General features: G+C 56.5%; 22 protein-coding genes. 9 read left to right on the forward strand and 13 right to left on the reverse strand.

Features of this window, described 5'->3' with window-relative positions; all coding sequences use genetic code 11:
- Nucleotides 1-47: 47 nt before the first annotated feature.
- The 3 genes from ilvC to RBB44_RS23585 all read right to left on the reverse strand — a co-directional run bounded on the left by ilvC (nucleotide 48) and on the right by RBB44_RS23585 (nucleotide 2,376).
- Nucleotides 48-1,067: a ketol-acid reductoisomerase gene (gene ilvC / locus RBB44_RS23575; protein ID WP_008194118.1), complete on the reverse strand. Its 1,020-nt coding sequence runs from the start codon at nucleotides 1,065-1,067 to the stop codon at nucleotides 48-50.
- A gap of 85 nt (nucleotides 1,068-1,152) precedes the next feature.
- Complete coding sequence (locus tag RBB44_RS23580) at nucleotides 1,153-1,803, reverse strand: TetR/AcrR family transcriptional regulator (protein ID WP_133946663.1); 651 nt, start codon at nucleotides 1,801-1,803, stop codon at nucleotides 1,153-1,155.
- Nucleotides 1,804-2,148: 345 nt separating this feature from the next.
- Nucleotides 2,149-2,376, reverse strand: a complete 228-nt coding sequence (locus RBB44_RS23585) for a hypothetical protein (RefSeq protein WP_306156173.1) — start codon at nucleotides 2,374-2,376, stop codon at nucleotides 2,149-2,151.
- A gap of 22 nt (nucleotides 2,377-2,398) precedes the next feature.
- Between RBB44_RS23585 and RBB44_RS23590 the strand changes: the two genes are divergently transcribed.
- On the forward strand, nucleotides 2,399-4,369 hold the full coding sequence (locus RBB44_RS23590) for a bifunctional diguanylate cyclase/phosphodiesterase (RefSeq protein WP_306156174.1): 1,971 nt from the start codon (nucleotides 2,399-2,401) through the stop codon (nucleotides 4,367-4,369).
- A gap of 30 nt (nucleotides 4,370-4,399) precedes the next feature.
- Here RBB44_RS23590 and RBB44_RS23595 read toward each other — a convergent pair whose 3' ends face one another.
- From RBB44_RS23595 to RBB44_RS23610, 4 genes are all read right to left on the reverse strand, one after another.
- Nucleotides 4,400-5,110: an HAD family hydrolase gene (locus tag RBB44_RS23595; protein ID WP_306150091.1), complete on the reverse strand. Its 711-nt coding sequence runs from the start codon at nucleotides 5,108-5,110 to the stop codon at nucleotides 4,400-4,402.
- Between the two features lie 8 nt (nucleotides 5,111-5,118).
- Complete coding sequence (locus RBB44_RS23600; protein WP_306150090.1) at nucleotides 5,119-5,451, reverse strand: PAS domain-containing protein; 333 nt, start codon at nucleotides 5,449-5,451, stop codon at nucleotides 5,119-5,121.
- Between the two features lie 133 nt (nucleotides 5,452-5,584).
- Nucleotides 5,585-7,810 carry an NADP-dependent isocitrate dehydrogenase gene (locus RBB44_RS23605; protein ID WP_371932330.1) on the reverse strand — a complete coding sequence of 742 codons (2,226 nt, stop codon included), beginning with the start codon at nucleotides 7,808-7,810 and terminating at the stop codon, nucleotides 5,585-5,587.
- A gap of 233 nt (nucleotides 7,811-8,043) precedes the next feature.
- Nucleotides 8,044-8,835, reverse strand: a complete 792-nt coding sequence (locus RBB44_RS23610; protein ID WP_306150088.1) for an ABC transporter substrate-binding protein — start codon at nucleotides 8,833-8,835, stop codon at nucleotides 8,044-8,046.
- A gap of 308 nt (nucleotides 8,836-9,143) precedes the next feature.
- Here RBB44_RS23610 and RBB44_RS23615 point away from each other — a divergent pair, with 308 nt between their 5' ends.
- A complete protein-coding gene (locus tag RBB44_RS23615; protein ID WP_306150087.1) occupies nucleotides 9,144-9,956 on the forward strand; it encodes an RNA methyltransferase in 813 nt (270 codons plus the stop codon).
- Nucleotides 9,957-9,966: 10 nt separating this feature from the next.
- Complete coding sequence (gene murI, locus RBB44_RS23620; RefSeq protein WP_306150086.1) at nucleotides 9,967-10,767, forward strand: glutamate racemase; 801 nt, start codon at nucleotides 9,967-9,969, stop codon at nucleotides 10,765-10,767.
- Nucleotides 10,768-10,809: 42 nt separating this feature from the next.
- On the opposite strand, the gene RBB44_RS23625 is transcribed toward murI, so the two are convergent.
- Nucleotides 10,810-12,606, reverse strand: coding sequence for an EAL domain-containing protein (locus tag RBB44_RS23625; RefSeq protein ID WP_306150085.1), 1,797 nt, complete (start codon nucleotides 12,604-12,606; stop codon nucleotides 10,810-10,812).
- Between the two features lie 477 nt (nucleotides 12,607-13,083).
- Here RBB44_RS23625 and rpsD point away from each other — a divergent pair, with 477 nt between their 5' ends.
- Both rpsD and RBB44_RS23635 read left to right on the forward strand, forming a co-directional pair.
- Nucleotides 13,084-13,701 carry a 30S ribosomal protein S4 gene (gene rpsD, locus RBB44_RS23630; RefSeq protein WP_306150084.1) on the forward strand — a complete coding sequence of 206 codons (618 nt, stop codon included), beginning with the start codon at nucleotides 13,084-13,086 and terminating at the stop codon, nucleotides 13,699-13,701.
- A gap of 262 nt (nucleotides 13,702-13,963) precedes the next feature.
- Nucleotides 13,964-14,710, forward strand: a complete 747-nt coding sequence (locus tag RBB44_RS23635) for an ABC transporter substrate-binding protein (RefSeq protein WP_306150083.1) — start codon at nucleotides 13,964-13,966, stop codon at nucleotides 14,708-14,710.
- An 85-nt stretch (nucleotides 14,711-14,795) separates the two neighbouring features.
- Here RBB44_RS23635 and RBB44_RS23640 read toward each other — a convergent pair whose 3' ends face one another.
- Nucleotides 14,796-15,485, reverse strand: coding sequence for a ZinT family metal-binding protein (locus RBB44_RS23640; RefSeq protein ID WP_371932329.1), 690 nt, complete (start codon nucleotides 15,483-15,485; stop codon nucleotides 14,796-14,798).
- 211 nt (nucleotides 15,486-15,696) lie between these two features.
- Here RBB44_RS23640 and ttcA point away from each other — a divergent pair, with 211 nt between their 5' ends.
- Both ttcA and RBB44_RS23650 read left to right on the forward strand, forming a co-directional pair.
- Nucleotides 15,697-16,638 (forward strand): tRNA 2-thiocytidine(32) synthetase TtcA, encoded by a 942-nt coding sequence (gene ttcA / locus RBB44_RS23645; protein ID WP_306150150.1) that lies wholly within the window; start codon nucleotides 15,697-15,699, stop codon nucleotides 16,636-16,638.
- Between the two features lie 54 nt (nucleotides 16,639-16,692).
- Nucleotides 16,693-18,282 (forward strand): DUF427 domain-containing protein, encoded by a 1,590-nt coding sequence (locus RBB44_RS23650; protein ID WP_306150082.1) that lies wholly within the window; start codon nucleotides 16,693-16,695, stop codon nucleotides 18,280-18,282.
- Nucleotides 18,283-18,287: 5 nt separating this feature from the next.
- Here RBB44_RS23650 and RBB44_RS23655 read toward each other — a convergent pair whose 3' ends face one another.
- Together RBB44_RS23655 and RBB44_RS23660 are read right to left on the reverse strand one after the other, a co-directional pair.
- Entirely contained in the window at nucleotides 18,288-18,569 is a 282-nt protein-coding gene (locus tag RBB44_RS23655) for an antitermination protein (protein ID WP_306150081.1), read from the reverse strand.
- A 229-nt stretch (nucleotides 18,570-18,798) separates the two neighbouring features.
- Complete coding sequence (locus RBB44_RS23660; protein WP_306150080.1) at nucleotides 18,799-21,180, reverse strand: 1-deoxy-D-xylulose-5-phosphate synthase N-terminal domain-containing protein; 2,382 nt, start codon at nucleotides 21,178-21,180, stop codon at nucleotides 18,799-18,801.
- Nucleotides 21,181-21,307: 127 nt separating this feature from the next.
- On the opposite strand from RBB44_RS23660, the gene RBB44_RS23665 reads away from it, so the two are divergent.
- Nucleotides 21,308-21,775 (forward strand): Lrp/AsnC family transcriptional regulator, encoded by a 468-nt coding sequence (locus tag RBB44_RS23665; protein WP_306150079.1) that lies wholly within the window; start codon nucleotides 21,308-21,310, stop codon nucleotides 21,773-21,775.
- A 3-nt stretch (nucleotides 21,776-21,778) separates the two neighbouring features.
- Here the strand turns inward: RBB44_RS23665 and RBB44_RS23670 are convergent, their stop codons facing one another.
- On the reverse strand, nucleotides 21,779-22,984 hold the full coding sequence (locus RBB44_RS23670) for a methionine gamma-lyase (RefSeq protein WP_306150078.1): 1,206 nt from the start codon (nucleotides 22,982-22,984) through the stop codon (nucleotides 21,779-21,781).
- A 113-nt stretch (nucleotides 22,985-23,097) separates the two neighbouring features.
- On the opposite strand from RBB44_RS23670, the gene RBB44_RS23675 reads away from it, so the two are divergent.
- Nucleotides 23,098-23,556: an Lrp/AsnC family transcriptional regulator gene (locus tag RBB44_RS23675; RefSeq protein ID WP_306150077.1), complete on the forward strand. Its 459-nt coding sequence runs from the start codon at nucleotides 23,098-23,100 to the stop codon at nucleotides 23,554-23,556.
- Nucleotides 23,557-23,647: 91 nt separating this feature from the next.
- On the opposite strand, the gene RBB44_RS23680 is transcribed toward RBB44_RS23675, so the two are convergent.
- A complete protein-coding gene (locus RBB44_RS23680) occupies nucleotides 23,648-24,868 on the reverse strand; it encodes a 6-phosphofructokinase (RefSeq protein WP_306150076.1) in 1,221 nt (406 codons plus the stop codon).
- Nucleotides 24,869-24,936: the final 68 nt, after the last annotated feature.

A 24,936-nucleotide genomic window follows, 5' to 3' on the forward strand; every position in this document is an offset into this window, starting at 1 on the left:
ACGCTGAGGTTTTTCCGATCATGGACAAATCCAACGCGGGCAGGGCCTTAGTTTTTGGTCTTATCCACGAGCGCGTTGGACTTGATCCAGGGCATCATGCCGCGGAGTTTTTCGCCAACTTCTTCGATCTGGTGTGCGTCGTTCAAACGGCGGGTCGCCTTGAACTTCGCAGCGCCAGCGCGGTACTCCTGCATCCAATCGGAGGTAAACTTGCCGTTTTGGATGTCTTCCAGAACGCGCTTCATCTCCGCCTTGGTTTCCGGCGTTACAATGCGCGGACCGGTGACATATTCGCCCCACTCAGCGGTGTTGGAGATGGAGTAGTTCATGTTGGCGATGCCGCCTTCATAGATCAGGTCGACGATTAGCTTCACTTCGTGCAAGCACTCGAAGTAAGCCATTTCCGGGGCGTAACCAGCTTCAACCAGAGTTTCGAAACCAGCGCGGATCAGTTCAACCAGACCACCACAGAGAACGGCCTGTTCGCCGAAGAGGTCGGTTTCACACTCTTCCTTGAAGGTTGTTTCGATGATGCCGGAGCGGCCGCCGCCAACACCGCAGGCGTAGGACAGGCCAAGGTCATGCGCGTTGCCGGATGCATCCTGGTGAACGGCGATCAGGCACGGGACACCGCCGCCTTTCTGGTATTCGCCGCGTACTGTGTGGCCTGGGCCCTTCGGCGCAACCATCAGGACATCGACCGTGGACTTCGGCTCAATCAGGCCGAAATGAACATTCAGGCCATGGGCGAAAGCGATCGCAGCACCGTCGCGGATGTTGTCGGCGATGTGGTCCTTGTAGATGTCGGCCTGCAGTTCATCCGGGGTCGCCATCATCATCAAGTCGGCCCATGCGGCAGCTTCTGCAACCGTCATGACCTTGAAGCCATCAGCTTCTGCTTTCAGTGCCGTGGTTGAACCGGCGCGCAGGGCAACAACGATTTCCTTCTGGCCGCTGTCCTTCAGGTTCATGGCATGGGCCCGGCCTTGGGAGCCGTAGCCGATGACGGCAACCTTCTTGGACTTGATGAGGTTTAGATCAGCATCACGATCGTAATAGACACGCATGGGAATTCCCTTTCCTTGAGATGATGATCAAGACCGGGTCTTATCTGATCCGGGCCTGATGTTCTTTGTTTCCTCCGTCCGGGGATCAGGCCCCGAACAGTTGATAAAATCGGGCCACGGCTGTTTTTGCCTGGCTTTTCAGATCCTTCTCGGCTGCACTTGCGGTCTCGCCGAGAAGAAGACGGATATGGACATCGCGGATCGCCAGACCGTAGAGAACCTGGTAGGCGTCCTCCGCATCGTCGAATTTCAAGAGCCCATGGCGGCGACCGGTCTCAAGCATGTTGCGCGCACGGGCTGAAATCATGTGTTTGCCGCGGACAAGCAAAAGTTGGCCGAGACGGTTGGAGTTGGTGTTCGATTGTCCGATCGAAAGCCGGTTCAGGGCCAATGAGCTTTCCGAAAACAGGACAGCGAGCAAGGCCTCGACAAAAGCTGTGACGTGGGCGCGGAACGTGTCCGGATCAGCTGTGGCACCGCTTTCGGAAGGAAACTGCACCTGGCTCGCCTGATAGGCGACGACGGCTGCGAGCAAGCCATCCCGGTCGCCGAACCATTTGTAAAGGCTCTCTTTAGAGCAGCTTGCCGTACGCGCAAGGCCGGCCGTTGTCAGGGCTTTTTCACCGCCTTCAACCAAAAGCGTCAGCGCATGTTGCAAGACCACTTGCTGGCGCGGCGAGAACTCTGGTGCAGCGTCCGGGCGGGAAGTGGCGATGTCAAAACTGGCGGCAGGCATTTGGCTTCAGTCAACTGTTGGGTACGGGCGGGGCTCTGTGATCTTTGTAAGAACCGTACGGTACGGTTCGGGTGATCGTTATGGCAAAGGGATCAGGCAGGGTCAAGGAGAAACTTCGATCAAATTCTTCTGAAAATTTCTCGGAGATTTTGTTTTTTAAAAGCGTGGAAGCGTGTGGGGGCAAGTGTAGTAGTTTTATCGCATTAAGTGCAGGTGTCAGAGCGTGCGCGCCATTTCCTCGTCCTAAAAAGAGATCTTAAGATTCTTCCGTAGCGTTGACATTGTCGAAACAACTAGTGTTGGGCGGTGTGTCGAACTTTTTCTAACCAGTGACATCGGCATACTTCATGACAAAGCGTAAAAGCGTGCATTCTGCTGCCGATATTCATTATTTGTTGAATTAATCCCGATGAGATCATCAAGAACGCGTAGATGCCAAAACGGCTGAGTTTTGTTGGGGGTGCGGATGCCGGTGAGTTTCATAGCGGCAGGCCAAAATGTGCTGAGGCGGGTGTTTGTCAGGTCAACACTGTATGCAGTGTGCGGAATCCTGGGATTTTCCTTCTTTTTCATAGGCATCAGCTATTACTCTCAAGTGTCGGGCATAACAGAACGACTTGAGCGAGACGCACGGCAAAAAGCGGAATTCGTTGCAAATATTTCCGCTCGTGAAATCGAAAACAAAAACTACGGTGAGATGGAGCGGCTGCTGAATGCAGTCGCCAAAGACGATCACGTGACCGCAGCAAAGGCCTACAGCCGGTTTGGGCAGGAATTCGCCAGCGATTTCATGTCGGCGGCGCCGACAAGCGAAGTCCAGTTCAACGAACTCGCGTTAAACGCGGCGCTGACAGGTGAGGCCAAACTGCAAGAAACAGATGGTTCGATCGACTACGTTCTTCCTGTTTTTCGGAACGGAACAGCTGTTGGCAGTGTACTCGTCCGCGTGTCCAAGGCTGAGATTGCTGGCATCTTCTACAACACGCTGTGGCAGGTGGTCGCTCTATTGGGCGTTGTTGCATTTGCGTTTATTCCGGCTCTTGGCTGGCTGATGTACAAAGCCACCGCCGGGATCAGCGAGGTTACCCAAGCGGCGAAAGAGGCAACCGAAGGCTATCTTGACTGCGATCTTGAGACTGACGCGCCGGGGGAAGTTGGAGATTTACAAGCTGCATTTCGCCATATGCTCCAGACCCAGCGATCCAACATCGTAGAGATCGAACGGCTTGCTTATACCGACACGATCACGGGACTGGCCAATCGCGCAAAGTTGGACAAGCTGGCCGCGACGATGATCGACCACAAACTGGGTGCGGAAGGCGCAGTTCTTTATGTTGGTTTTGATCGGTTCAAGCTTATCAACGATATGCATGGCCACCGTGTTGGTGATGAGGTCATGCGGCAGCTTGCGGCACGCCTGGGCAGGTTGCTCGACAAGGTCGCCCATCCGCACACCAAGAATGCACCTGCGTTGGCCCGTTTCTCCGGAGACGAGTTTGTCGCGATCCTTCCCGGTCTCACAGATCCGGACCAATTGACCGAGGTGTCAGAAACCGTGCTCCGGCTTCTGAGCAGGCCGGTCCAGATCGGGAGCATGTCTCTTTCAGTGAGTGCAAGTGCCGGTTTTGTGACGTACCCGGAGCAAGGCGATACTGCTGAAGAGGTAATGAAGAACGCCAATCTCGCGATGTATCAGGCAAAGTCGGCCAGCCGGGGCAGGGCGGTTTCCTACAGTGAAGCGCTCAGAACACAGGCCAATGAGCGCGAACTGATTGCCGATCGTCTGCGGCACGCGGTTGATACGGGTGGTCTTGACGTCTTTTACCAGCCAAAGGTCATCCCGGAAAATGGCAAGATCGTAGGATCGGAAGCCTTGCTCCGGTGGAATGATGAAGTCCTCGGTCATGTCTCACCGGCCAAGTTCATTCCGATCGCTGAAGAACGAGGGTTGATTGCACCCATTGGCCGGTTCGTCTTGCAAAGGGCGCTTAAAGATACCAAGCAACTCCACAATGAAGGGCTAGAAACCTCGGTGGCTGTGAACGTGTCCCCGGCGCAATTTCAGGAAGAAACCTTTATCGAAGAGACAATTGGAACCGTCAGCGAAAGTGGCGTTTCGACGGAAAAGGTCGAATTGGAAATCACCGAGTCCAGCCTCATGGATTACTCAGACACTGTTCTGGATCGCATTCGCCCCATCCGGGAACAAGGTGTCAAATTCGCAATTGATGATTTCGGGACGGGGTATTCCTGCCTCAGCAGTCTGGCAAACATGCCCTTCGACACTTTGAAGATCGACCGCTCCTTCATCATGGATATTGCGACATGTGCGGATCGCCGGACCATTGTGGAACTGATTTTCCTGATGGCCCACCAGCTTAATCTTGACACAGTGACGGAAGGCATCGAGACGCCGCTTCAAAAGGACTACCTGAAGGCTTGGGGCGGCACTTTGGGACAAGGGTATCTTTGGAGCCCGGCGGTCGCCTTTCCGGAATATCGCGCCATGATCCTGGCGCAGTCCGTCGGTGCCGTCAGAACTGAAGTTGCGTCCGTGCTGCACTAGGCAACGGGCTCACCATCGGCCCGTATGAGATCACGGGCGGACAAGCACCTGCGCGGAGAGGTCCGCACAGCTTTCGAGGATGAGATCGGCGAGGGGACTGAGGTCGGCTGAGGTTCCCGTGCCGGATAGGACACCGATCTTCAAGCCAGCCCCGGCGTTTTCCGCCATTTCCAGATCGTGCGTGTTGTCGCCGGCGACCGCGATCTGGTTGACTGGGATGCCGGTTGTTCCGGAAAACGCTTCGACCATGCCGGGGCCGGGCTTGTGCCCATGACCGCTGTCATAACCGGCGATGAATGAAAACAGGTCTATAACACCGGTGGCGCGCAGAAAGGTGGCGATAGACGCCTCACTGTCGCTGCTTGCAACCCCCAGGATATATCCAGCGTTGTGCAGTTCGCGGAGCGATGTTTCGAGCTCCGGCAGCAGTTTGGCCTTTTGCATCCCTTCCAGAAATATCCGGTCCAACACCGATGTCAGATGCTCAAGGGTGTGCGGGGCGCCTTCGTTTATGAAAGCTTCTGCAATCTCCAGAGCGTTGCCGGCAGCAAACAGGCTGCCAGCCGCAGTTTTCCGTGTCCCCTGATCCATCCCACCGGCAACCAGCAGACGCTTCGACAAGAGCTCGTCGCCGTTTGCCGCTAATGAAGCTGCCTGTTCCTGTGGTGTTGCCCAGGTCGCATCAAAGTCCAGCAATGTGCCGTCCTTGTCAAAGAGGATCGCCTTGACTGTACAGTTCATGATGCAGGTTAGTCCTCGATGATGAAGGAAATACCGAAGGTGCAGCGAACGCCGTCAAGTTCACCTGGCCATTTGCATACGTTGAGGGTCGCTTCACCTTTGGAGGACTTATGAACGAATTCATGCATATAGCCAGGTTTTCCCGCTGCAAGCACCTTTTTGTCATGGGCTACGAGCTCATCCGCGGTGTCTGCCCACGGGAGTTCATGATCGGTCTTGCCAACAACGCCGCCGCCGAATTGGTTGATGGTGTCATTGCCGAAAATGTAGACCCCATCTTCGTTTTTTGCCCAAAAGATCACTGGCATCGCGTTCATGATCTTCAGATCTGCAGCATTCATTTTATCCTCCCTGCGGTTTTCTTTCGGCGCTATCGAAAAGGCGCTGTCAGAAGGTGATACGGGATCCTTTGAACGCAAAGAAAAAGGCAGCCACTTCGACCGCCTTTTGTATCTTAAATTTGGCTTATTCGCTTCAGCCGATGATGCCGTTCAGCGTCGCGCTTGGGCGCATCACCGCGTCGACTTTCGCCTGCGGGGCATGGTAGTAGCCGCCGGTGTCGGCAGGAGAGCCCTGGACGCCGTTGAGTTCCCCTACGATCTTGTCTTCGTTCGAGGACAAGGCTTCGGCGATCGGAGCGAACTGGGCCTTCAGGTCTGCATCCTGATCCTGAGCGGCCAGAGCCTGTGCCCAATAGAGCGCGATGTAGAAGTGGCTGCCGCGGTTGTCGAGGCCGCCAACCTTCCGGGCCGGTGACTTGTCGTTGTCGAGCAAGCCTTCGATTGCCTTGTCGAGCGCATCAGCCAGAACCTGGGCCTTGGCGTTGCCTTTGACGTTTGCAAGGTGCTCCAGAGAGGCGCCAAGCGCACAGAACTCACCCAGAGAATCCCAGCGCAGGTAGTTTTCTTCCTGCAGCTGCTGAACGTGTTTCGGCGCAGAGCCACCAGCACCTGTCTCAAACAGGCCGCCGCCGTTCATGAGCGGAACGATGGAGAGCATCTTTGCAGACGTGCCGACTTCCAGGATCGGGTAAAGATCGGTCAGGTAGTCCCGCAGTACGTTGCCGGTGATGGAGATCGTGTCTTCACCGCGGGCAATACGTTCGGTGGAGTATTTTGCAGCCTCAGTCGGGGCCAGGATGCGGTAGTCGAGACCCGACGTGTCGTGATCCGGCAGATAGGCTTCCACCTTCTTGATCAGCTCCGCATCGTGGGCGCGTTCTGAGTTCAGCCAGAAGACGCCCGGCATACCGGACAGGCGCATGCGATTGACGCCGAGCTTGACCCAGTCGCGGATCGGCGCGTCTTTGGTTCTGCACGCGCGCCAGATGTCACCACCTTCAACAGCATGTTCGAGCAAGGTCTCGCCAGATGCACTGACCACCTTGATGGTACCGTCGCTTGGTGCCTTGAAGGTTTGCGGGTGAGAGCCGTACTCCTCGGCCTTTTGTGCCATCAGGCCGACATTTGGCACCGTGCCCATCTTGGCCGGGTCGAGGGCACCGTTTTCCTTACAGAAGTCGATCACTGCGGAGTAGACACCCGCGTAGGAGCTGTCCGGGATCACGCACTTGGCGTCGCCTTCGTTGCCGTCCGGGCCCCAGCCCTTGCCGCCTGCGCGGATGAGAGCCGGCATGGAAGCATCAATGATGACGTCCGAAGAAACGTGCAGGTTGGTGATGCCCTTGTCGGAGTTCACCATGTACATCGCCGGGCCGTTGTCGAGCGCAGCCTTGATATCGGCCTGGATTTCAGCGGCATTGTCAGCCGGAAGCGTGGCAACCTTGGCTTCCAGGTCGCCGATGCCGAGATCCGGGTTGACGCCGAGCTCAGTGAACGTTGCCGCATGCTTCTCGAAAACGTCTTTCAGGAATGCCTTCACGCAGACACCGAAGATGATCGGGTCGGAGACCTTCATCATGGTCGCCTTCATGTGCAGCGAGAACAGGATGCCCTGATCCTTTGCGTCCTGGATTTCCTTTTCCAGGAATGCGCTGAGCGCCTTGACGCTCATGTAGGTGCCGTCGATGACATCGCCATCTTCCAGCGGCCAGTCGCCTTTGAGAACGGTCTCGGAACCATCCTTACCGGCAAAAACGATCTTGGCGGTGCCAGCTTGAGCTGCGGAAACAGTGATGGACTTCTCGTTGGTGCGGAAGTCGTTCTCGCCCATTGTCGCAACATGGGTCTTGGAAGAAGAGGCCCAGGCGCCCATGCGGTGCGGGTTCTTCTTGGCGTATTCCTTGACTGCTTTCGGTGCGCGGCGGTCTGAGTTACCCTCGCGCAGCACCGGGTTCACGGCAGAGCCCTTGATGCCGTCGTATCGGGCCTTGATGTCTTTTTCTGCATCATTTGCCGGATCAGATGGGTAATCCGGAAGCTTGTAGCCCTGGTCTTGCAGTTCCTTGATAGCTGCATTCAGCTGTGGCTGCGAGGCGGAGATGTTCGGCAGCTTGATGACGTTAGCATCCGGCTGCTTCACCATATCGCCAAGGAGCGCGAGATCGTCCGACTGCTTCTGTTCATCGGTTAGAAAATCCGGAAACGTTGCCAGGATCCGGCCGGCAAGGGAGATGTCCTTGGTGCCGATGGTCAGGCCGGCGGCCTTGGTGAAGGAGCGGATGATCGGAAGGAAGGAAGCTGATGCCAGTTCCGGCGCTTCGTCGACCTTGGTGTAGATAATATCGGCCATGTTGCTCACGTTTCCTGATGGTCCAACGGGATCTGCCGGGGCAGGGAGGCGCCTCCGGGCGGAGTTCGAAGAGCGTATACAATTGTACGCAATCAATTGCCAGCCCTCATAAAGGCGAAGGCCGCAAAAGCCGTGGGTGTTCTAGCAAACGAGGCAAAAAACGCAATTAAGGTGGTTTACGGAAAGAGGTATAAAACCTGCCGCCGACGCAGGTGGTCAGTTCGGCTCCACACCCGATCTGATCAGTTTATTGCGCCGTCACCGTCCTTGTAGCGGGCAGTGATACGATGGAACTCACCGCTCTCCTGCATGATTTCCAGTTCTTTGGAAAACGCGGCGACGAAGTCCGTTGGTACGCTTTTCTTGCTGAACATGATGTAGTTCGGCTCGGAAGCGACAATCGCGTTCGTTGCTTTAATCACCTCTGAAAGCCCGAGCGACTGGATCTCCGAGGTTACGACATAGGTTTCCCCCAAAATCGCATCGACCCGGCCGAGCTCAAGCTGTTTGAGGTTCAGTTCCAGACTGTCCGTCATCTCAATCAGATGCGGATAGGCTTCCGACAGTGCTGGGAACGAACCGCCATAAGCATAGTCTCTAACCACACCCAACCGTTTATCGTTTTGGAAGAAGTCGCCGAGGCTTTCATAGGTATCAACGTTTTCTGCCCGCACGAACAGCACTTCGTCGGCTTGAATGTAGGGCGCTGAGAAATGTGCAAATGCCTCACGTTCAGGTGTCTTTGTAACGGGTGTGGCAATGTCTACCGTGCCGTTGCGCAGCGCATTTAGGTGGCGTGTCCAGGGCAGGGGTACTTTCACAAGATCACAGCCGAGCTTGCCGAGGATTGTCTCAATGACCTCGAAGTCCATGCCCCGGACTTCTCCGTCTTCGACGATGTTGTAAGGCCGGTAATCACCTGCGCCAGCGATCAGTGTGCCGCCGCGGGGGCACTCTTGAGAAGCTGCCGGTATTGGCACAAGTCCAATCGCAAACCCCATTACTATAGCTGGAATGATTGCCGCACGGTGCATGGCATCCTTCTTTGATGGCTAATAGAACCAGATCGTACTCTCTCAGAGGAAGAATAAGAGAGTGTTGAGCTAAAGCAAAAAACACGAGGTTTTGTTTTATTGCCTGTTTGTTTGTTTCCGCTTTTGGTTGGAAGATTTGCCAAGGCTCCCGTATCAGGTGTCTTGATTTGGGTGTGTCGGAGTTGATTGTTTGGAGTTTGTTTTCCAGAGATCTCAAGACATCGTTCAATGCGGCCCCGATTGACTCCGGTGCGGGTTGGGAATGCAGGGGCTTTAAAAGTTTCCGCCGTTCGGCTAAATCCCGCTTCATGAGCAAAAACGCAAAAATCAGAGATGAAGCGCGGGCAATTACTGCGCGGCCGCCTGCTGTGATCCTATGTGAGCCACAGCTGGGCGAAAACATTGGAACAGCCGCCCGGGCGATGGCCAATTTCGGCCTGGTTGACCTTCGGATCGTCAATCCGCGCGATGGCTGGCCAAGTGAAAAAGCGCGCGCTGCAGCCAGCCGGGCAGACCATGTGATCGACAAGGTTCAGGTCTTCGAAACCACGGAAGCTGCGATTGCCGATCTGAATTTCGTTTATGCAACAACAGCCCGTTCGCGCGAGGTGCCAAAACCTGTCCGCGGCCCGGATGAAGCAGCAGTCAAGGCTGTGGATCTTGGTGAGCGCCAGCATGGTGTCGGCTACTTGTTCGGTCGTGAACGCTGGGGGCTGAACAACGAGGAAGTCGCGCTTGCCGACGAAATCGTTACCTTGCCAGTCGACCCGGATTTTGCATCGTTGAACATTGCTCAGGCTGTTCTCGTCTGCGCCTATGAGTGGCGGAAAACAGCGAGCAAGGGTGAATTGCCATTCTTGTTGTCAGAGAAAGAGCATCCGCCGGCGTCCAAGGACGACATTTTGCGGATGTTCGAACACCTGGAAGGCTCTCTTGACGAAGTGAGTTTCTTCCGTCCGCCGGAGCGCCGCCCGCATATGGTGCGGAACTTGCGCAATATCTTCCAAAAAGCTGAGCTCAGCGAACAGGAAGTCCGCACCTTGCGGGGCGTGATAGCTGCTCTGGAGCGTCGGGAAACACGTCCGCGTAAAACCCGTGACGTCGACGAGACAGAAGCCTGAGGAAGTGCCCGTGGGTGATGTCCGGCCAGTGCTCTTTTATGATTCAGGGTTAGGCGGGCTCACGGTTCTTCGTGAGGCACGTTACCTGCTTCCCTATGAGCGCCTTCTTTATGTGGCGGACGATGCGGCTTTTCCAATTGGTCGCTGGCCGGAAGCAGAACTTCTTGTCAGATTACAGGACCAATTTGCCAGGCTGATCGAGGAATATGATCCAAAGGCGGTCGTGATCGCGTGCAACACCGCCTTCACGCTTGGTGGAGAGGCATTGCGTATAGCTTTTCCAAATGTGCCGTTTATCGGAACGGTCCCGGCGATCAAACCGGCAGCAGAGCGGACGGCCTCGGGTCTGATTTCGGTGCTGGCGACACCTGGCACGGTTCGGCGGGCTTATACCCGCTCGTTGATTGAGAGTTTTGCCGCGCAGTGCCATGTCAGGCTCGTGGGCTCTGATAATCTGGCAGAACTCGCCGAACAGCATCTGCGCGGTGAACCGGTGTCTGACGAGGCACTGCGACAGGAGATTTCGGACTGTTTTCTGGAGCAAAATGGCCAGCGGACAGATATTGTTGTTCTGGCCTGTACCCATTATCCGTTTCTGGCGAACCGGTTCCGGAAAGTCGCACCCTGGCCCGTCGACTGGCTGGACCCGGCAGAGGCGATCGCGCGCCAGTTGGTACGCGTTCTGGGATCGGATCTGGCATCAGCCCCATCTAAAACCGCCGACCTTGCCATTTTGACATCAGGGGCCCGGAAACCTGCAATCGAGCGGCTTCTCGCCGGTTTTGGTCTGGCGCTTATGCCGGGCGAATGATCATGCGCAAGACCGCGCGTAATCAATGCCGTGGTTGCGGTTTCAGGCTGCCAGGGTTTTAAGTGCGATGCCATCATCCGTGGATTTGGCCGCACCCTTCAGCTGACCGATTTCTTCTGTGATCAATCCGGTGCTTGCCGGGACTCCCTTTGGCAGGGTGAGGATCGAGATCGAGCATTGCAGAAGCGGGAAGTCCCGCATTGTCCCATAGCGGTCCTGCGCGCGCATGAAGCCCTGCTCGCGGTGTTCCGGCTGATAGAAGCTTTCAACGTCGGTTCGGAACGCGCGTCGCAGAGCCCGCATTCTCGTTGCGATTTCCATCTGATCGCCGGTCAGGAACCCAGCCATGAAATCGTCGCCGCCGATATGCCCATGGAACGAATTGTTGCCGGTTACGTGTTTTTGCAGAAGTTCACTGAACAGAATGATTGCGCGGTCGCCCTGACGGTATCCGTACGTATCGTTGAACGGCTTGAAGTTGTCGAAATCGATGTAACAAATGTGCCGGTCCGATGCCGTCGTGCAGGCAGATTTCGATATGAACCGGCTCACCGCGCCATTTCCGGGAAGGCCAGTAAGAGGATTTTGATCTTGCGCCTCCTGCAGACGCTTCTCGTGAATGATCTTTAAAAGGGAGGTTGCCGAGAGGAACCCGGTGTAACGGAAATTCTGCGTGATGATGATGCCATCGGAGTTGATCGAGGAGGCAAACGTCACCAGCAGCATGTCCGCATTGGAATCGATATCCGCGATCGGGCAGGCCCGCACGAATGACCGCAATGGAAAGTCGAGCGCCGCCTTGGCGTCTTCGTCATCCGGCCCTCCGGCGTAAAGATAAGCTTTCAAATCGCGTTCATGGATAATGCCGCGCGGTTCCTGGTTGGGATCCAGAACAGGAATGATGCTGGCATCCTGATTGTGAACAAAAAGATCCAGAAGATCGTTCATGGACGAATCGAATTGAACGGTTGGCAACTCCAACAGCTCATTGCGTATCCGGCATTGCTCTTCCTTGCGTTTTCCATTCGGCGTGTCGGCGCGGATGTGATCGTAGAAAAGCTTTGCTGATCCGGGGGCGGCCGAGGGCTTTGCAATAAAATACCCCTGAACCAGGTCACAACCGGCATCCCGGCAGGCGCGGAACTCGCGTTCCGTTTCAATGCATTCTGCGATGACGCGGGCGCCTAAAACGTGGGCAAGATTTGCGACTGTTGTGACGAAGAGCTTCTTGCGTGGATCGCTGTCGATACCGCTCAGGAAAAACCGGTCGATCCGGACATATTCCGGAGACATATCGTGAAGAAGACGGAGTTCTGATGACCCGCGGCCAAAATCATCCAGGGCAATCATGAAGCCTGATTGGCGCAGGTCGCTCAGCGCATGGTGGGAGACATCACTCAGGGTTTCCTGATGGCGGCCAGAAAACTCAAGGCATATCTGGCTTTTCTGCAATCCGTATTCGACCAGGATTGCGTCCATGTTCATGCGCGGGTCTTCGTTTTCACCGAGACCGCGGCCGTCCAGTTTAAAAAAGAGTTTGGTGCCCTTGGCGGTCCGTAGCGCCATGAATTTGGTCGCGGCTTTGCGCAAGAGGGCGGTTTCCAGGTGCGGAAGAAAACCTTGTGCGTGGGCCTGGTTGAGAAGATCATCTGGAGAACTGGCGCCAGCGCGGCTGCAATTGCGGATCTGCGCCTCGTAGCCGTAAACAACACCGGTCCCGACATCAACAATCGGCTGAAGGGCATAATCCAGGCTGTCTAATATGTGCTTGATGGCCGGCTGGCCGGGAACCGGCTCAGGGCCATCATCCTCTGGTTCGGAATGCGAGGGCGAGAACATGTCTACCTACTAATGTCTTCACAATACGAAAAATCGATGAGGCCCTGAAAGGGGCCGAGTTGCAGATTTCACTGGCAATTATTCTTATGGTTGTGATTGGCGGGCATAGTGAAAAACTGCAATTAAAATTTTCTAAATGTATTCATTAATTTTGACATGAAAATTACGTATGGGCATCACTGATTGGTGAGCAAGCCGATTGAAGCCCGTTTTTGCCGGTTTTGTCCGGCGGCAAATTCTAGAAACTGAAAGAAATCCGCCGCGAACAGGCAGGTGGCATTGACTTTTGATAGCCGAACCGGTAACTCCGCGCGATCTGGCTGGATTTGATCTGGCCGGTTTACGCACCCGTGGGTTTTCAGCCGGCGCCGTCTGTTGAAACCCTGTCGATCTGATCGCTCGCTGCTGCGCATGATCAGAAGAAGGAGGGCGCGTTTCCTTGTTAGAAAAACAACGCGAAGTTTAAAGGAAACCGCGATGTCAAAGCGCCATAGCGTTAAATACAAAATCGACCGCCGGATGGGCGAGAACATCTGGGGCCGTCCGAAGAGCCCGGTCAACCGTCGTGAGTACGGCCCAGGCCAGCACGGTCAGCGCCGTAAAGGCAAGCTGTCCGACTTCGGTGTTCAGCTGCGCGCAAAGCAGAAGCTGAAAGGCTACTACGGCAACATCTCCGAGAAACAGTTCCGCAAGGTATATGCAGAAGCGTCCCGTCTGAAGGGCGATACCTCTGAGAACCTGATCGGTCTGCTGGAGCGCCGTCTCGACGCAGTCGTTTACCGTGCGAAGTTCGTACCGACCGTTTTCGCTGCCCGTCAGTTCATCAACCACGGTCACGTCAAGGTCAACGGCAAGCGCGTCAACATCCCGAGCTACCAGCTGCGTCCGGGCGACGTGATTGAAGTTCGTGAACGGTCCAAGCAACTCGCTATCCTTCTGGAAGCTGTCCAGTCCGCTGAGCGTGACGTGCCGGACTATGTCGATGCAGACCATGCAAAAATGACTGCAACTTACTCCCGCGTTCCGGCTTTCTCAGATGTACCGTACCCGGTGCAGATGGAGCCGAACCTGGTGGTCGAGTTCTATTCGCGCTAAACCTAGCGCCGAATACAAAACACCTAAGGGCTGCTTTCGGGCAGCCCTTTTTCTTTGTGGCGGATAATTGTTTTCCAAAGCATGGCGGTTCGATAGATTTGTACCGATCGGTAGGGCCGTGTTTTGCGAAAACTTATTCGTTCGATTACGGACCTTGACGGCTCTCCTTGAAAAAGAAAATCTGATGCCCGAATTGAGCGGCCTAATCCCCAATGGCAGCAGGCCGCGAATTTTCATTCGGTTTCACCGGACGAGGCATTGAATGGTATTTCGCTTCTTTCTTTTCATCGCAGTTGTCTTGTGGTCAGGGCAATTGTCAGCACGAACCATTGTCAATGTTGGTTTGACATCGATTCAACCCCCACTGGTCTTCAGCGGGAGCGAAGAACGTGGTCTGATCTACGATGTTTTGGCCGCTCTCAACGATCATCAGGACGACTTCACTTTCACCCCGAGCCTCGTTCCAGCCAAGCGATTGCTTGCCACTCATCAGACAGATGATTTTCATCTTATCGCCTACAATGACGTCCTTTGGGGATGGGCGCAGCGTGGTGGTAAGCCAAGTGTCAATCTCACCAATGGCAAGGATCTGTTTTTTCAGCTGAAAGGCACTAACCAAACAAACGGGATCACTGCGCAGATCGGTGCGGTGATGGGGTTTCACTATGCATTTTCAGACTTTGATGCTGAAAAACTCGGATCGATGCCGAATGTAAGCCTTGTCAGTAATGAAAGTGGTGTGCTCAAGCTCGTCGAATATGGCCGCGTTGACAAAGGCATTGCGAGCGAAACGTTTCTCAATTGGGTTTCGGTATCCGAGCCAGAAGTCTACGCCAAACTGCAGATATTCGCTGACCAGCCGGACCACACCTACAATCGGCAATTCGTCGTTTTTCCCTACGCGCCGATCTCCGTTGCGCAACTGAATATCTATTTGCGTGGGTTGAAGGCTTCCGGTGTTCTCGGCGAAATTTATGCCAAATACGGGATTGAGATTCCGGACTTTTGACCTTCTTTTGGCGCTGGGCCTTATGCAGTTACATCCCCGCCACGGTGGCGGGGATGTATTTTCGAGAGCGCCGTGGAACGGCGGTTTAGTGGGCCACCATTTCTTCCACGATCTGCTGACCTGTCATCTCAGCCGGATAGTAGGTTGGCCAGTTGGTCACTTCGTTCAAAAGGGCCGCCCGATCGTTTCCCCAGTAAAGGTGGTAGTGATCTGCTGCTGCCGGTGAAATTTTGTGGTCGCTGAACTGGATGTACTCCGGCGCACTTTCATCGCCTGACACTTTTTGGAAGATGTAGCGAACACCACGATTGCCCTTTTTGTAGGTCAGGATTTCGTAGCCGTCATAGGTATAGGCGCCGCTAGCGGTTCCGCTGTCTTTGACAAAGCGGACGATATCCCCGTCAATCTCTATGGAATCGACGTCGGTCTTGTAGCCGATCAGGTAATAGTCCTTGTACTCACCGGCAGTTTTTGTGCCGTGTGCGGCCTTGTGTTCCATGACCGGATCCAGTGTCCCTTCAGTCAGATACGGATAGACCGATTGCCAGTTTCCCGCCCAATCGGAGAGGGACCGGTTCTCAATCTGATCATCCTCAAAGTAGCCTTTGTAGATTTCTGAATTCTTGGAATGGGACCCGTGAGAGTGACTGTGAGTGTGGTCTTTTGATTGCGCCTTTTCGCTAGCTGCGACAGGGGAAGCAGCGAAAAGAGCCAGAGCCAAAACCAACTTGAGAGCAGTTGCTTGGAGAAGACCTGCAGACGAATGAAACTTCACGATAAACCTCTTTTTACAAGATATGTAATGTTATTACATAACATATAAGTCATTAGCCATTTATGACAGGTCTGGCAACCGAGAAATTGGTTCAGGACTGGGGTGGTCGATGATGGAGGGGAATAATCCGCCCAGAGTTCTTGGCCTTGAGACCGCAATCCGGTATGTCAGCCGTCAATTGTTTCCGGACAGGGTCCCAGGGCATCAGATCATGAACGACATTGCCGCCAGCACGAACATCGACGTTCCAGCGCTCTTGCGCAAAGCGCCGTCGAGTGTTGAGTTCAAGAAACTGCGCAAGCGGCTTCTGCGTCAGGCCCGCGAAGCCATCAGCGATTTCGGGATGGTGCCGGAGGGGGCATCGGATACCAGCCGGCCAAAGTGGCTGGTCTGTCTGTCTGGTGGCAAGGACAGCTACACGCTCCTGGCGGTTTTGATCGAGCTGAAGTGGCGCGGGCTGCTACCGGTAGATCTGGTCGCCTGCAATCTCGACCAGGCCCAGCCGGGTTTTCCGCCAGAGGTCCTGCCGAAGTTCTTTGAAGACAACGGCATCGAGCACATCATCGTGCGCGAGGACACCTATTCCATTGTCACCGACAAGATCCCGGAACACCGGACCTATTGTTCGCTGTGCTCGCGTTTGCGCAGGGGAATCCTTTACCGAGTGGCACGGGAGCAGGGATGCGAGGCCATCGTCCTCGGTCACCACCGCGACGATATTCTCGAAACGTTTTTCATGAACCTGTTTCATGGAGGGCGGCTGGCTTCGATGCCGCCTAAACTGATCAACGACGAGGGCGATCTCCTGGTTTTGCGCCCGCTTGCCTATGCGGCGGAGCGCGACATCCAGAAGTTTTCCGACGGCATGGAATTTCCGATCATCCCATGCAACTTATGTGGCTCCCAAGACGGTCTGCAGCGTGAGGAAGTTAAACGCATGCTCCAAGCCTGGGAAAGAGAAACTCCGGGCCGTCTGGGCGTTATGGCCCGCGCGCTCGGCCACACCCGGCCATCGCATCTGCTTGATCGTAAGCTCTATGATTTTGTGAATTTGCGCCCACAGGAAGGCGCCGGGGAAGAGAGCAGCGGTGAAGCGGAAGAGCCGTGCGGGGCGAGCCTTGCCATGACTGCGAAGCTCTTTGCAGCTGAGTAACCGAAACAAACCTGCCTGCGGACCCGCGTCGCTGGATTGCTGGACATTGCTCTGGTGCGTTTCTATCTTTCCGGCATGACAGCGCGCCCGCAATTAACGTCGAACGACTACACCATAGTGGTGGAGCCACTTGCTGGGGAAACCGTTGCGTCACTTGGTGGTGAAGTTCTAGCGCGCTCCACTCGTGCCCGGGTGATGTATGAAACGCGTTTGCCGCCGGTGGTCTATTTTCCAGAAGAAGACATTGTCGCCAAACTTGAGCCGGCCTCAGAGCACAGGACATTCTGCCCGTTCAAGGGTACGGCGTCTTACAGTCATGTCCATGTGGGCGCGCGCGTTCTGGAAAACGGGGCTTGGCGGTATCCCAATGCCCTGCCTGAAGGTCAGGCCGTGGACGGATGTCTTGCTTTCATGCCGGCAGATGGGCTGCACGTGACTCATAACGGATCGGCGATTGATACGATCCTTGGAGGCAATATTTCCGGCCCAACGGTAGACTGGCTTTTGCGCGAGGCCTGGACAGCCAAGTCTCCTGAGGAACTGTTGGCTGCGCTGGGCAAGCGGTTGGTCGCTGATGGCGTTGCAGTCTGGCGAATGAGTGTTCTCGTTTGGTCGCTTCATCCCATGATAGCCGGCCGTCACATCATCTGGAACCGGGAAGGGGACACGATCGAGAGCCGGCAGCCTTCCTATGAGCTCATGGAAAGCCCGATTTTTCAGGAAAGCCCGCTCCGGCATGTGGCTGATGGGCTGGGAGGGATCCGGCAAAAGCTCGACACCAACCCAGATGAGTTCAGCTTCCCGGTGATGGAGGATTTTCGCAAACAAGGTGTGACGGATTATGTCGCCATGCCGTTGCCGTTTTCCGACGGACGCGTCAATGTTTTGACCCTTGCCAGCGATCACCCGAACGGCTTTACGACAGCCAATCTCGGGCTGGTTTTCGAATGCTCCGCGCTGATCAGCCGCTTGTTTGAGGTCTTTGCGCTCACATCCAATGCGACCTCTCTGCTTGAGACTTATCTGGGCAAAAGAACCGGGGCCCGCGTTCTTGGCGGGGAGATCCGGCGCGGAGACGGCGATGTCATTGATGCGGCGATCCTGTTTTGCGACTTGCGGCATTCCACCCGGCTTGAAACAGAGCTTGGCCGGGAAGCTTATGTGCAGGAGCTCAACCGGTTTTTTGAAGTCGCCACCGACATGGTGAATGCTCATGAAGGTGAGGTCCTGAAATTTATCGGGGATGCGGTGCTGGCGATCTTTCCGGCCAGTCAGGGCAATCAGAAGGCTTGCGCTCAAGCGGTCGCAAGCGCGGAACAGATTGTCGAGAAACTGGCCGATGTCGCAGGAACCGACCATCATCCGCTCACCTCTGCGATCGGCATTGCGTATGGTGAGGTGACTTACGGCAACGTCGGGTCGCGGGAGCGGCTCGACTTCACTGTCATCGGTAGCGCTGCCAATATCGCTGCCCGGCTCGGAGAGTATGGCAAGACCCGCGGCCATGCCGTTGTTATGTCACGAGAAGTGGCTGAAGCGACGGCTAAACCGATGGAACGGCTGGGGGCGCTCGCCCTTCATAATGTCCAGGAAGACGTCGAAGCCTTTGCACAATCCGTTTCTGGAGCGCTAGCTGCGTCTTAAATTCGTTATTGGACCTTCGGATTACCCGCGAACCCCCCAACCGGCTGGTTGCGCACCAGAATCACGAGCCCTTCTTTGCTTGGCTTTGCATCTTTCAGGGCAACGCCACCATAGTTCTCGCAAAGTTCATCGGCGCTTTTGCTGCGGGAAGGTGTGAACATGGTGAGGGCCTGGCATTCCACCCGGCGCAATTCACTTTCCTGCGGAGTTGGCATCACCAATTCGAAGGTCAATCCGGCGCCGAGCACTGCGGCCACTGCGATGGTTGCGTAAGCAAACTTGTTCATAGTCCCCGTTCCCATGTCCTGGCCCCGGTCCGGTTTTGGGGCGCTGCGGTATGGACGGAGAATGGCGGAACGCACCTATACTCACCCTGAATCCGGCATTCACCTTGCGTTCATGTTAGGCGATTCGGCAATTTTTGCCGAATAACGCCAGCGTTTCAGGGGATATCTGAAACGCTAAACGTGGGATAAACGAAAACTAAGAGCCTTTGTGGTGGCAGAACGACTGCGGCTATTCCGCAGCCAATCCGTAGCCGGGTGCCGGTCTTCCTTCTGTCAGGCCTTGCACTTTTTCGACAATGGCTGCCGCGTCCAGACCGTGGTGCCGGTAGAGATCGCCTATGGTGCCGGTCTGGCCGAAGTGCTCCACGCCCAACGGGATCGTCTGGTGACCGCCCACCGCCCCGATCCAGGACAGCGTCGCCGGATGTCCGTCGATCACGGTGATGACCTTGCAGTGCCGGGGCAGGCCGGACATAAGGGTTTCGATGTGCGATGTGGCCGATTTGTTGCCGCGGGACCGGGCGCGCTGGGCTGCAGTCCAACCGGCATTGAGCCGGTCGGCTGACGTGATTGCGAGAACGCCGACGTCCCGGCGCGCTTCACCGATCATTCCGGCCGCACGGATCGCTTCGGGCGCCACAGCACCCTGATAGGCAATGACGACATCGCAGTTCGGCCCGGGCTTGCGCAGCCAGTAGGCCCCATCAATGGCTCCTTGCCGGAAGTCTTCATCGACCCGCTTGCCCGGTTGCTCGATCGGGTTGGTGGTCAAACGCAGATAGACAGATCCTCCGGTCTCATCGCGCAGCCATGTGCGCTCGTCCAGTTGGCCATCGCCATCGCGCTGAACGTATTCGAAGGCCCATTGCATGATAACGGCGAGCTCATCGGCAAAGGCCGGTTCAAAGGCCGCCAGACCATCCTGGCTCATGCCGATGAGGGGCGTGCCGACCGACTGGTGCGCGCCGCCTTCCGGTGCCAGGGTAACGCCGGAGGGGGTGCCAACCAGAATGAAGCGGGCGTCCTGATAGCAGGCGTAGTTCAAGGCATCGAGACCGCGGCAGACGAAGGGGTCGTAGACGGTCCCAATCGGAATGAGACGTTTGCCGAACAAGGAATGGGATAGACCTGCTGCGCCCAGGAGCAGCATCAGGTTCATCTCGGCAATGCCAAGCTCAATGTGCTGGCCGTCCGGCGTAAATTCCCATTTGGCCGTTGACGGGATCCGGTGCTCAATGAACGCATCAGCCTGCGCGGCGCGTGCAAAGAGCTTGCGCCGGTTGACCCAGGCGCCGAGGCTTGTGGTCCCGGTGACATCCGGCGATGTGGTCACGATCCGCTCTGCCAGCGCGCTGTCACCTTTGGAAAGATCATCGAGGATCTTGCCGAACGCTGCCTGCGTTGATGTCGACTTCGCCGTGTCGAGGGAGATGTCCGGCACATTCAGCTTGGCGTCTGAAAACCGGCGCGTGCCGCGGGCAAAGAACGGCACGTCTTGCAGAAAAGCCTGCAGATCTTCTGGATGATCAACGGCTGCGAAGGGCTCCCACTCAGCGCCTGTCGGAACGCCCATATGAGCCTGCCAATCGGCGAATTGGGCCTTGTTCATCAGGCCGCCATGATTGTCCTTGTGCCCGGCAATCGGAGTGCCCCACCCCTTGATCGTGTAGGCGAGGAAGCAGGTCGGACGGTCGTGGGTGATCGACGCGAAGATTTCAGCCATCGTCTCTACGCAATTGCCGCCGAGGTTTTCCATCAACGCTGCCAGTTCGGCATCGCTGCGGCGGTCGATCAAGGCACTGACATCGCCTTGGTCGCCGAGGTCGTCCATCAGGCGTTTGCGCCAAACCGCACCGCCCATGAAGGTGAGGGCGGCATACTCCTGGTTCGGACAGGCATCGATCCAGTCTCTGAGTTTGTCGCCGCCCGGTTCCTCAAAAGCTGCACGCTGCAAAGCTCCGTATTTGACCCGCACGACGTCCCAGCCGAAGGCATCAAAGATCTTTTCAACGCGCTCGAACAGGCCTTCGCGGACGATCCCGTCGAGCGATTGCCGGTTGTAGTCGATCACCCACCAGGTGTTGCGCAGATCGTTCTTCCAGCCTTCCTGAAGCGCTTCGTAGACATTGCCCTCGTCGAGTTCGGCATCCCCCACGAGCGCAACCATGCGGCCGAGTGGCTGATCGCCGGCCCAATCTTTGGCAGCGATATAATCCTGAACCAGAGAGGCAAAGGAGGTAATGGCAACGCCAAGGCCGACGGAACCGGTTGAAAAGTCGACATCGTCGACATCCTTGGTGCGGGATGGGTAACTCTGCACGCCGCCGTAGCCCCGGAAATTCTCCATGTTCTCGCGGGTCTGGTTGCCCATCAGATATTGGATCGCATGAAACACGGGCGAGGCATGCGGTTTGACCGCGACCCGGTCTTCCGGGCGGAGCGCGGAGAAGTAGAGGGCCGTCATGATCGAGACCATCGACGCTGATGAGGCCTGGTGTCCGCCGATCTTGATGCCATCGACCTTTGGTCGGATGTGGTTTGCGTGATGGATCATCCAGTGCGACAACCACAAAAGGCGTTGTTCAATGGTCTTCAGATGGGTGGTTTTCATTCTGCCAAACTCCCGCAAAGGCATGCCGTAGCGCAAATATAGCGCGATACCTCAGTTGGTTTCTTGCGATCTCTCGCCACATCAGGCTATCTGTTGCCGGTTATCACTATGGATTGGGGCAAATTTGGTGACTTCCGGCGCGCTTGATGCATTTGATATTCAGATCCTGCGCGAATTGCGCAGGGATGGCCGTATTTCGATACAGGACCTTTCAGAGCGGATCGGGCTGAGTGCAACACCCGTTGCCCGCCGGCTGCGACAGCTCGAAGATCAGGGCATCATCACCGGATATTGCGCGCTGATCGACGAGATGAAACTCGGCTATGAAGTGTCTGTCTTCGTATCCGTGCAGCTGGACAAACAAGTCGATGCTGCACTGGATCAGTTCGAAGCCGCCATTCAGGCTTTCCCGGAGGTGGTCGATTGCTGGCTGATGACCGGCAACCGGGACTACCTCCTGCGGGTGGCGACCACTGGACTGGCCGCCTTTGAAGCGTTTTTAACCGGCAAGCTCACGAAGGTGCCCGGAGTTGCCAATATCGAAAGCTCCATCCCGCTCAGAAGGGTCAAATCCGGCGTCGCCCGAACACCCTAAGCCTTAAGCGGCCATGGATGCAGGGACATCTGACAGCGCCTGGTCAAGATCCGCCAGGATGTCCTCAATGTCTTCCAGACCCACGGACAGACGAATAAGACCATCCGTAATGCCATGTTCGGCCCGCTCTTCGGGCGTATAGGTCGAGTGCGTCATGGTCGCCGGATGCTGGATCAGCGTTTCCGCATCGCCCAGGGACACGGCGCGTCCGATCATCTGCAAGCGGTTCATCATGGACCGCCCGGCTTCCAGCCCGCCTTTCAGCTCAAACGCGATCATGGCGCCCGGTTTGGCCATCTGCTGCTTGGCAAGATCATGCTGTGCAAAGCTTGTCAGTCCCGGGAAATAGACCTCGCCAACTGACGGATGGGCTTCCAGCCACTCGGCGACCGGCTGGGCCGAGGCGCAGTGGCGGTCCATGCGCAGGGCCAACGTTTTCAGGCCGCGCAGGATCAGCATGGCATTGAACGGGGCCATGACGGCGCCGGTCATGTCTTTCATACCGACGAGGCGGATTTCCTGAACCTGTTCGGCACGGCCGGCGATCAACCCGGCGACGACATCGCCGTGCCCGCCGAGATATTTGGTGGCGGAATGCAGCACAAGATCCGCGCCAAGCTCGATTGGGCGTGTGAGGTAGGGGGTCGCATAGGTGTTGTCGACAACCACGGTGGCGCCGGCCTCATGGGCGATCTTGGAAACGGCCGCAATATCGACGAGGCGCATGTTTGGATTGGCCGGGGTTTCGAAATAGACGACCCGCGTCTTGCCGCTGATCGCCGGGATCAGGTTTTCCGGCTCGGTCAGGTCCACATGGGTCACCGTGATGCCGAATTTCGACAGGCCATGATGCATGTAGGCGAAGGTGCAGCCATAGAGCGTCTTGTCGACGATGATCTCGTCGCCCGGTGACAGCAGCGTCCACAGGGCCGCGGTGATCGCGCCCATGCCCGACGACAGCGCCAGCCCGGCTTCTGCGCCTTCCAGCAATGCAATCCGGCGTTCCAGAAGGTCCAGCGTCGGGTTGGAAATGCGCGAATAGATATGACCGGCGCGCTCGCCTGCAAACATTTCACCGCCCGCTTCCGCGCTCTCGAACGCGAAGGTCGAGGTCAGGTGCAGCGGCGGGGTCAATGCACCCTCGTTCTGCAGCGGATCATAGGCGTGGTGGATGGCGCGGGTGGCAAAGCCCTTGAGATAATCGGTCATGGAAGTCCCCTCGTTGAATTGAAGACATGATGTGCCGAGGGCGATGGCAATAGATTTCAAATTATGCCATCAAAGGATTAGCTATTGGCATAATCTGCTAACAGGGCTTCGAAATGGACGCGAAAGACCGTCAAATCATCCGTGCACTGCAACAAAATGGCCGTATGACCAACCAGGAACTGGCCGCCAAGGTGAACCTGTCGCCGTCGCCGTGTTTGCGCCGGGTGAAGATCCTGGAGGCGAGCGGGGCGATCAAGAGCTATACGGCCGAGGTTGACCCGAAGGCCTACGGCCTGCCGGTGACCGTCTTCGTGCGTATCCGGCTGGAGCGGCACAATGCCGATGACGTCCAGCATTTTGAAAGCCGGGTGCAAGCGATGGACGAGGTTCTGGAATGTGTCGTGATGACCGGGGCCACCGACTACCAGCTGCGCGTCGTCGTCTCCGGGCTTGATGCTTATGAGGACTTCATCCGCCACCGCATCCACCCCATCGGCTGCATCGCCTCGATCGATTCCAGCTTCGTCTATGGCTTTGTGAAGAAAACGGGCGTCTTTCCGCGGGTGGATTGATTTCAGAATACTTAAAACAAAAATCGCCGCTTGTTCCCGTCTCCCCCTCAAGTGGGGAGAGGGGCCAACCGGTTCGGTGCTTTGCTGTCCCTTAAGACCCGGCCGCCAGGATTTTTGGCACCTTGTTGGGGCGCAGGCGGTGGGCGTCGGGCATGCCGGAGCCGAGAAGCGGGCGCAGGTACATGCGGAATTCATCGGTGACATCATTGCCGGCGGCGGAGATGAACGCATCGGGCATGGTGCGGGTTTTTCCGGCAACCGCTTCCAGCGGCACCAGCTCATAATCGACCGAATAGTGACCGGTGCGCTTGATGGTCACCGAGCCGTCGCGGTCGCCGAACATGCCGTATTGCACCGCCTTTTCACCGACTTCGCGGGCCTCATGCTGGTCCACATCGGAGACACAGCCGACAAAACTGCGCTGGATATAGCCCAGCGTGTCGCCCCGGACCCGCGTCACATTCAGCGCGTCCTTGACCTTTTGCGTCAAAAGATCGGCGAGCGCGCCGCTGCCCGAAAGTTGCACATTGCCGTGCGCGTCCCGTTCGATCTCCTGTGAAAGCTTGGAGATGATCGGCTCGCCGGACGCATCATGAATGCCTTCGCTGACCGCAACGACGCAGCGGCCAAGGCGGTTGTAGACCTCGCGCACGTCCTGGATGAACTGATCGATGTCGAAGGTGCGCTCGGGCATATAGATGAGATGCGGCCCATCGTCGGAGAATTTCTTGCCCAAGGCCGAGGCGGCGGTCAAAAAACCGGCATGGCGGCCCATGACAACCCCGATATAGATGCCGGGCAGGGCGGCGTTGTCGAGATTGATGCCCATGAACGCCTGGGACACATAGCGCGCAGCGGACGGAAAGCCCGGCGTGTGATCGTTCTCGACCAGGTCGTTGTCGATGGTTTTCGGGATGTGGATGCAGCGCAGATCGTAGCCGGCCTTGCGCGCTTCATCGTTGACAATGCGCACGGTGTCGGAGGAATCGTTGCCGCCGGTATAAAAGAAATAGCCGATCCCATGGGCGCGCAGGACCTTGAAAATCTCCTGGCAGTATTTCAGGTCCGGCTTGTCGCGCGTCGAGCCGAGCGCGGAGGACGGGGTGTTGGCGACCATCTCCAGATTGTGGGTGGTCTCCTGGGTGAGATCATAAAAATCCTCGTCCAGGATGCCGCGCACGCCGTGAACCGCGCCATAGATCAGCTCCACGCTGCGGAACTTGCGGCTTTCCAGCACCGCCCCGACCATGGATTGATTGATAACCGCGGTCGGCCCGCCCCCTTGCGCGACCAGCACCTTGCCGTGAAACATCGAGATGTCCTTTTTCTTCTTTTCAGGGCCCTAATTGGCATTTTTGGTGGGGGCCGGACAAGCGATTT

The organism is Roseibium sp. MMSF_3247 (assembly GCF_030733765.1).
Taxonomy (GTDB): Bacteria; Pseudomonadota; Alphaproteobacteria; order Rhizobiales; family Stappiaceae; genus Roseibium.

What these genes read in the sequence shown, in the direction of transcription:
- RBB44_RS23625 (WP_306150085.1), bottom strand. Translation starts at nt 12,606, where the DNA reads ATGTTCTCGCCCTCGCATTCCGAACCAGAGGATGATGGCCCTGAGCCG.
- rpsD (WP_306150084.1), top strand. Translation starts at nt 13,084, where the DNA reads ATGTCAAAGCGCCATAGCGTTAAATACAAAATCGACCGCCGGATGGGC.
- RBB44_RS23680 (WP_306150076.1), bottom strand. Translation starts at nt 24,868, where the DNA reads ATGTTTCACGGCAAGGTGCTGGTCGCGCAAGGGGGCGGGCCGACCGCG.
- RBB44_RS23585 (WP_306156173.1), bottom strand. Translation starts at nt 2,376, where the DNA reads ATGAAAAAGAAGGAAAATCCCAGGATTCCGCACACTGCATACAGTGTT.
- RBB44_RS23610 (WP_306150088.1), bottom strand. Translation starts at nt 8,835, where the DNA reads ATGCACCGTGCGGCAATCATTCCAGCTATAGTAATGGGGTTTGCGATT.
- ilvC (WP_008194118.1), bottom strand. Translation starts at nt 1,067, where the DNA reads ATGCGTGTCTATTACGATCGTGATGCTGATCTAAACCTCATCAAGTCC.
- RBB44_RS23655 (WP_306150081.1), bottom strand. Translation starts at nt 18,569, where the DNA reads ATGAACAAGTTTGCTTACGCAACCATCGCAGTGGCCGCAGTGCTCGGC.
- RBB44_RS23675 (WP_306150077.1), top strand. Translation starts at nt 23,098, where the DNA reads ATGGACGCGAAAGACCGTCAAATCATCCGTGCACTGCAACAAAATGGC.
- RBB44_RS23660 (WP_306150080.1), bottom strand. Translation starts at nt 21,180, where the DNA reads ATGAAAACCACCCATCTGAAGACCATTGAACAACGCCTTTTGTGGTTG.
- RBB44_RS23670 (WP_306150078.1), bottom strand. Translation starts at nt 22,984, where the DNA reads ATGACCGATTATCTCAAGGGCTTTGCCACCCGCGCCATCCACCACGCC.
- RBB44_RS23615 (WP_306150087.1), top strand. Translation starts at nt 9,144, where the DNA reads ATGAGCAAAAACGCAAAAATCAGAGATGAAGCGCGGGCAATTACTGCG.
- RBB44_RS23595 (WP_306150091.1), bottom strand. Translation starts at nt 5,110, where the DNA reads ATGAACTGTACAGTCAAGGCGATCCTCTTTGACAAGGACGGCACATTG.
- RBB44_RS23635 (WP_306150083.1), top strand. Translation starts at nt 13,964, where the DNA reads ATGGTATTTCGCTTCTTTCTTTTCATCGCAGTTGTCTTGTGGTCAGGG.
- ttcA (WP_306150150.1), top strand. Translation starts at nt 15,697, where the DNA reads ATGAACGACATTGCCGCCAGCACGAACATCGACGTTCCAGCGCTCTTG.
- RBB44_RS23600 (WP_306150090.1), bottom strand. Translation starts at nt 5,451, where the DNA reads ATGAATGCTGCAGATCTGAAGATCATGAACGCGATGCCAGTGATCTTT.
- RBB44_RS23580 (WP_133946663.1), bottom strand. Translation starts at nt 1,803, where the DNA reads ATGCCTGCCGCCAGTTTTGACATCGCCACTTCCCGCCCGGACGCTGCA.